This window comes from Saccharopolyspora rectivirgula DSM 43747 (assembly GCF_000497205.1).
Taxonomy (GTDB): Bacteria; Actinomycetota; Actinomycetes; order Mycobacteriales; family Pseudonocardiaceae; genus Saccharopolyspora; species Saccharopolyspora rectivirgula.
In genome coordinates, this window is the sequence record NZ_AYJW01000125.1 from 1 (window position 1) to 2,484 (window position 2,484).

1 protein-coding gene is annotated in these 2,484 nt (G+C 57.6%); it reads left to right on the forward strand.

Going from position 1 to position 2,484, the window contains the following annotated elements; genetic code table 11:
* Window positions 1-47 precede the first annotated feature (47 nt).
* Window positions 48-2,183, forward strand: coding sequence for an RNaseH domain-containing protein (locus tag SREC43747_RS20860; protein ID WP_236623280.1), 2,136 nt, complete (start codon window positions 48-50; stop codon window positions 2,181-2,183).
* Window positions 2,184-2,484: the final 301 nt, after the last annotated feature.

The following is a 2,484-nucleotide window of genomic DNA, read 5'->3' on the forward strand; positions in this document are numbered from 1 at the left end:
TGCGACCGAACAACCCCAAGAAACTTGACCAGGACGAGAAACCGACTGTGGTAGCGACTTCAACGTTTCGGCGCTGCCCCGCCCCGCAGGGTGCCTGCGTTATGAGCTGGCCACCGCACCACGTTCCCAACAAACCATTTTCATTCCTGATCCGACTGACTACCCAGACCCGGCCATTCGATCCAGCACCACTAGTGCATCTGACCACGGGAACGCGCCGCTGGGCTCACAAAGAAGTGACGCTGAGCTTGAATCGCGATCACAGCGTCTACATGCTCCCGAAACTACCGTGGCTATCCGGTCTTGTTCACTCCCGCAGCTTCCTCGTAGCCAAGATCGAACTACGGAGGAAATCTTCCACCAAAGTAAAAGAGGGATTCGAATATTCAGCACGTTGGGCGGGAGTCCACTTCGAACAAATTCTGCGAGAGCTTGGCATCTACGAGATGCTGCCCAGCCCTGAAGAATTGAAAAAGAACCCGGTCGCTGGGCTCAGCGAGGTCGATGCTGCCGCCCTGGTCTTCCGCAACGGCATGTATACCACCTTCGACCATCCCGTCGCTGCAGGCACTTCCCTCGCCGACAAGGTTCCCATGCTCGAGTGGGCGAGCGAAACACTGGCTCCCTATCTCGAACCAGTTGAGCCGCTACGAAAAGGTACCCACTTCATCCTGGACCACAACAAGCTCAAGAAGGATAAATACAGCACTGCTACTCCCCAACAGCTCCGGGCAGCCATTGCCGATGTGATCGGCCCCACCCTGGGCGTGGACATCCTCTACGACACCCGGGAAACGAAAGATCAAGCCCGCGCAGCCCTCGCTACCCTCCTCGGCATCGCAGTACCCGAGGACACCAATCGCACCACTGGCAAACCGGAAGTAATCACGACTGAAGAACTCACTATCCTCTCCTCGGTGAGACCCGTCGGCCGGTGCGGAGGACGACTTACCGTCGACGGAAACATCGCTAACCCTCGTGAGCGTCTTAAGACAGCCGTCAGCTCTCGGGCTAAGGCAATCGAGGATGAGCTTGGCGAGGCCCAAGCTCCCACGATCTCTCTGGTAGAGATCAAAGGAAAAAAGTCATACCAAGGCAAGGAGCGCGCCGCGGATCCGAAGTTCGCCATCAAGGTCGGACTCTCACGAACCGGGCGACTCGCCCAGTGCATTACCAGTGGGAAGGATGTCGCCAAGGACTCCGATGATTCGAGGAGTCGTTCTGAAACCTTGAAGAACTGCTGGTATGACCTTCTGCGTCAACTCGGTGTTCGCATCCAAGATCTACCTGTTCCCCTCAACGGCACCAGCATCACCACGGCTCCGGCATATCTAGCGTTCTGGCTAATCCGACAGAATCAACGCAACTGGGAAGGGATCACTCGCCAGATCCCTGTCGCGGTCCTGATCGACCCCACAGGCCGGGAGATCAAAGCCTGTGCACCCAATGTCAAATGGATGCCACTCCACCGCGCACAACACGAAATCAACCGTCGACACATGCTGACTGACCAGAGACGCACTCCCGAAGAGGTCACCCGCTTCTTCGACGGTGTGTTGCGCAGCGTCGCACGCCAGTTCCCAAGTCTTCTCCTGCTCACTTGCGCGCAAAATCTCCGATGGGGTTGGTCTGCGCTTAGCAATAGCACGATGAAGCCCGACATGATTCAGTTCGGACACCGGCCGCAGCCCATCACGCGCTACCCAGGACTGCGGCACGTTCGAGTTCGCACACCTGAGCGAGACGAAGTGCCCGACACCTACGCAGATAATGACAAGAACGCAGGCCACTCTCCTGGCTACTGGGTTGCTGATAACAGGATCTTTCTAAGCACTGGCGAGAAGCCGCCCGCAGCCCGCAAAGCCGTCAAGGACGCTTCGAAGCTAGTTCCGCGCTGGGTCAAGGGGGAACTAGTCAACGCTCGCACAAAGACACCGGTGTGGAATTCACGCGCACTTGAGATCACCGTCGCAGCCATTCAGCCTGGCGATGCTCCCGAAGACTGGGCCGCACTCACCCATGAGCTTCGCTGGGCAGCGCCTCACTACGCCTACTCTGTCTCACTTCCCTGGCCACTCAAGATCGCTCAGCAAATCTCCCAATACGTCATGCCGGTCGAGCTGCTCGAAGAGCTCGAAGAGAGTGAAGAAGAGCAGGAAGAAACCGACGATCTCGTCGGCTGATGGCAAAGGATGCTGGTACCCGGGAGAGGGCATCCGGGTATCAGCATCTAAAGATCACCGCATCCCACAGGAACTATCCACTCGTTCACCACCACAGGACACACCAGTGGTGCATCCTTCCAGCAGTTGACTCCCATTGGAGCTGAGGTTGCCCCCCCGACTCTCACATCGAAGCACCGCTGTCCACGCGTACAGACCCCTTCGGGGACTCTAAGAGCGTGTCTCGTTTGGATCTTGATCGGTGTTCAGGGCAAGATCATCGTCTGTGGTTGATGCGTTGTCACAGCGGTTGGTTCCCGAC